At 68.4% G+C, this 4,984-nt stretch carries 3 protein-coding genes; all 3 read left to right on the forward strand.

What is annotated here, in order from left to right; all coding sequences use genetic code 11:
* A partial coding sequence (locus tag HHA01_RS14445; protein ID WP_141321953.1) for a TolC family outer membrane protein occupies window positions 1-1,189 on the forward strand: 1,189 nt, incomplete at its 5' end.
* Window positions 1,190-1,278: 89 nt separating this feature from the next.
* Complete coding sequence (locus HHA01_RS14450) at window positions 1,279-3,462, forward strand: type I secretion system permease/ATPase (protein WP_373862953.1); 2,184 nt, start codon at window positions 1,279-1,281, stop codon at window positions 3,460-3,462.
* Window positions 3,459-4,984: HlyD family type I secretion periplasmic adaptor subunit (locus HHA01_RS14455; protein WP_246053922.1), on the forward strand; the 1,526-nt coding region annotated here is incomplete at its 3' end. The genes HHA01_RS14450 and HHA01_RS14455, both read left to right, overlap by 4 nt.

Raw genomic sequence — 4,984 nt, forward strand, 5'->3', positions numbered from 1 at the left:
GCGTGGCAGCTACGATACCGAGTACGCCGAGCTGACCCTGCGCCAGATGATCTATGACGGCTTCGCCACCAGCAATCAGGTCGAGAACCTCGAGAAGGCCGAGCTGGTGCGCTACTACGAGCTGCTGGGGGCCAGCGAGAACGCTGCCCTGGAAGTCACTCGGGCCTATCTGGATGTGCAGCGGCGGCGCGAGCTGGTCGAGCTGGCCCGCGGCAACTATCAGCGCCACAAGCGCATCTACGACCAGATCCGCGAACGCGTCCAGTCCGGCGCCGGCCGCGGCGTCGACCTGCAACAGGTCCAGGGGCGCCTGGCGCTGGCCGAGTCCAACCTGTTGACCGAGGCCTCCAACCTGCATGACGTCTCGGCCCGCTTCCAGCGCCTGGTCGGCGAGCTGCCGGCGGCCTCGCTGGCCGAGGCGCCGACCTTCGACGGCCAACTGCCCGACGATGTCAGTCAGGCGCTGCGCCTGGCCTATGAAGGCAACCCCGACTTCCACGCCGCCCTGGCCGACATCCAGGCCAAGCGCGCCAGGCGCGACGCGGCCAAGGCGGCCTTTCACCCCAATCTTGACCTGGTCGCGCGCACCGGCACCTACCTGGGCAGCGACAGTGGCGGCAGCTTCGTCGGTGACGAGCATCAGTCGCGCAGCAGCATCGAGCTGGTGGCCAGCATGAACCTCTACCGCGGCGGCAGTGACCTGGCCTCCTTCCGTGCCGCCAGCGAGCGCGTCGAACAGACCATCAGCCTGCGCCGCAAGGCCTGCGTGGACCTGCGCCAGACCACCCAGATCGCCTTCAACGACACCCAGCGCCTGCGTGATCAACTCGAGTACCTGCGCGAGCATCGCCGCTCGACCAACCAGGTACGTGGCGCCTACCGTCAGCAGTTCGACATAGGCCAGCGTTCGCTGCTCGACCTGCTGGATGTCGAGAACGAGTACTTCGAAGCCAGCCGCGCCTACGTCAACGCCCTGTATGACGTCAAGATCGCCGATGCGCGCACCCTGGCTTCCATGGGGCAACTGCTCGCCACCCTCGAGGTGCGCCGCGACAACCTGCCGAGCCTCGCGGATCTGGACAGCGAGGGCGTCAAGGCCGATCCCGATACCGTCTGTCCGGCGGTGGGCGCGCGTCAGTACACCATGGAAGAACTGAAGTTGCCGGGCGTCGCCCCCACCACCCGGTGAGCATGGCCGGTTGCTTGAGGGGGCCGCTCGCCGTGGCCCCCCTGTGACGACGCCGGTTGATGTTGCATGCTTTACCTCAGGAGGCCCGTTTGGCCGACACGCACCCCGACGCGGCAGCGCCTGCCACGCCGGCCGATGACACGACCCCGCGCGACGAATTGCTGGCCTGCCTGCTGGCCATCGCCCGGGTGCATGGTCACGAGGTCAGTGCCTCGACCCTGGTAGCCGGCCTGCCGCTGGATGATCATCACGCCCTGACGCCCAGCGTCTTCCCTCGGGCGGCGAGTCGCGCCGACCTCTCGGCGCAGGTCGTCGAGGCCCGGCTGACCCAGCTCAACCCGGCCCTGCTGCCCGCGGTGCTGCTGCTCGAGCCCGGCCGCGCCTGCGTGCTGCTGAGCCTCGACGCCCAGGCCGACACGGCCCGGGTCGTCTTCCCCGAGCTCGGCGACGCCGAGACCACCCTGTCCCTGGACGCGCTGGCCGAACGCTACAGCGGACACACGATCTACACCCGGCCGCGCTTTCGCTTCGACGCCCGCGGGGAATCCGCCGCGCCCAGGCGCGCCCGCCACTGGTTCTGGAGCGTGATCGGCGAGAACCGTCGCCTGTACCGCGACGTCATCCTCGGCTCGGTGATGATCAACCTCTTCGCCCTGGGCATGCCGCTGTTCGTGCTCAACATCTACGACCGGGTGGTGCCCAATCACGCCACCGAGACCCTCTGGGTACTGTCTACCGGCATCTTCCTGGTGCTGTGCTTCGACCTGGTCATGCGCCTGGTGCGCAGCCGCTTCGTCGATCTGGCCGCCAGCCGCGCCGACGTCAAGCTGTCGTCCACGCTGATGGCCAAGGTCATGGGCCTCAAGCTCTCGGCGCGGCCGGCCTCCACCGGCTCCTTCGTGTCGACCCTGCAGTCCTTCGAGTCGATCCGCGCCTTCATCGGCTCGGCCACCGTGGTGGCCATGGTCGACCTGCCGTTCGTGCTGATGTTCATGGCCATCGTCGCCCTGATCGGCCCGCCGCTGGTCATCCCGCTGGTGATCGCGCTGGTGTTCATCCTGCTCTACGCCATGGCCGCCCAGCGCAAGCTGCACGACCTCTCCGAGACCAGCCAGCAAGTCAGCGCCCAGCGTCAGGCCACCCTGGTCGAATCGGTCTCGCAGCTCGAGACCGTCAAGACCCTGCGCGGCGAGAGCCGGGTGCAGAACACCTGGGAAAAGGCCACCGCCTACCTGGCCCAGATCACCGCCCAGCTGCGTCAGGTCGGCACCTCGGTGACCAGTGTCGCCCAATGGGCCCAGCAGACCGCCGCGGTCTGCGTGATCATCATCGGCGTCTACCTGATCATCGACGGCAACCTGACCCAGGGCGGGCTGATCGCCGCCTACATGCTGACCACCCGCGCCCTGGCGCCGGTCGCCCAGGCCGCCGCGCTGCTGGCCCAGTATCACCAGTCGGCCACCGCCCTGAGCCAGCTCGACGAGCTCATGGACAAGCCCGAAGAACGCCCCCACGACGCCGCCTTCATCGACCGCCCGGTGGTCGACGGCCAGATCCAGTTCGACAAGCTCAGCTTCCGCTACCCCGAGGCCGAGACCCACAGCCTGAGCAACGTCTCGATCGCCCTCAATCCGGGCGAAAGCGTGGCGCTGCTGGGCCGCGTGGGCTGCGGCAAGACGACCCTGCAGAAGCTGCTGCTGGGCCTCTACACGCCCACCGAAGGCAGCGTCATGGTCGACGGCGTCGACACCCGCCAGTTCGACCCCCATCAGCTGCGGCGTCATATGGGGCACGTGCCCCAGGACGTGCGGCTGTTCTACGGCAGCCTGCGCGACAACATCCTGGCCGGGGCCGGCAGCGAGCACGTGGATGACGACGCCCTGCTGCGCGCCATCCAGCTCGCGGGCCTGGACGAGCTCGTCAAGGCCCACCCCCAGGGCATCGACCTGCCGGTGGGCGAAGGCGGCCAGATGCTCTCCGGCGGCCAGCGCCAGGCCGTGGCCATCGCCCGCGCGGTGATCCACGACCCGCGCATCCTGCTGCTCGACGAACCCTCGAGCGCCATGGACCACAGCAGCGAAGAAGCCCTGAAGAAACGCCTGACCCGCTACGCCGAGGGCAAGACGCTGGTGCTGGTCACCCACCGCACCTCCTTGCTCTCGCTGGCCGACCGCATCGTGGTCATGGACGCCGGACGCGTGGTCGCCGACGGCGGGCGTGACGAGATCCTCAAGGCGCTGCGCGAAGGACGCATCGGGAGGGCCGCCCGATGACCTCCCGTCGCGACGAGCAACACCCGGATGATCACGCCACCTCCTCGGATGATGCCCGAATGACCGCGGACAACGCCTCCCATCGCGATGACCATGACCCGGCGCAGGGCAAATCGCCCGGCGACAAGAAAAGCGCCGAGCAACAGGGGTTCGACGCCGTGGGCCGCGTCTCACGCGCTGGCGGCAAGCCCTTCCGGCCGCTGATCGACCGCCTCTTCGCGCGCAACGTCAGTGCCGCCCACCTCAACCGCGACTGGGCCAGCGATGCCGACTGGGCGCGCCTGCAGCAGGAGCCCATGCGCGCGCGGCTGCTGCTCTACCTGGTGGGCCTGGTGATCATCGCCCTGATCGTCTGGGCCTGCTTCGCGCCCATCGACGAGGTCACCCGCGGCACCGGCAGCGTGATCCCCTCGCGTCAGCTGCAACAGGTGGAGACCTACGACGGCGGCGTCGTCCAGGAGATCCTGGTCGAGGAAGGCGACAAGGTCGAGAAGGGCCAGCTGCTGATGCGTATCGACCCTACACGCTTCCTCGCCAACCTGGGCGAGAACCGTGCCAAGGCGCGGGCCCTGCAGGCCAAGGCCGAACGGCTGCGCGCGTTGTCGACCGGCTCGGCCTTCACCCCGCCGGAGGACCTGATCAAGCAGGCGCCCGAGGTGGTCGAGCGCGAACGCGAACTCTACCAGCGTGAACTCCAGGCCCTGGAAGAGCAGGAAGCCATCCTCAAGGACCGGTTGGCGCAGCGCCGTGCCGAACTCGAGGAAGCCCAGTCACGGCGCGATACGGCGAGTCGGACGCTGCGCATGGCCAGCGAAGAGTTGCGGCTGACCCGGCCGCTGCTCGAGTCCGGAGCCGTCTCGGAAGTCGAGGTGCTGCGCCTGGAACGCGAGGTCTCCACGGCCCGTGGCGAGCGCGAACAGGCCGCGGCCCAGGTGGAACGCCTCAAGGCGGCGATCGACGAAGCCCAGGGCGAGCTGCGCGAAGCGCGCCTGAAGGCGCGCAACGAATGGGGCGTCGAACTCTCGACCACCCTGGGTGAGCTGGCGGCGCTCAACGAAGCGCGTAGCGGTCTTCGGAACCGGGTACAGATGGCGGAGGTGCGCTCGCCGGTGGACGGCATCATCCAGCGCCTGCCGATCAACACCCTGGGCGGGGTGGCCCAGCCCGGCGACACCGTGGTGGAAGTGGTACCAACCGACGACACCCTGCTGGTCGAAGCGCGTATCGCGCCGCAGGACATCGCCTTCCTGAAGCCGGGGCTGCCGGCGACGATCAAGCTGACGGCCTACGACTTCGCGATCTACGGCGGGCTGGAAGCGGAGCTGACCCACATCAGCGCCGACACCATCACCGACAAGGACGACAACACCTTTTATCTGGTCAAGGTGCGCTCCGTGGAGGACAGCAAGAAGGCGAAGAAGATGGAGGTGATCCCGGGGATGACGGCGCAGGTGGACATCCTGACCGGCAAACGCACGGTCATGCAGTACCTGCTCAAGCCCATCCTGCGGGCCTGGGGCAA

Origin of the sequence: Halomonas halmophila (assembly GCF_006540005.1) — a bacterium.
Classification (GTDB): Bacteria; Pseudomonadota; Gammaproteobacteria; order Pseudomonadales; family Halomonadaceae; genus Halomonas; species Halomonas halmophila.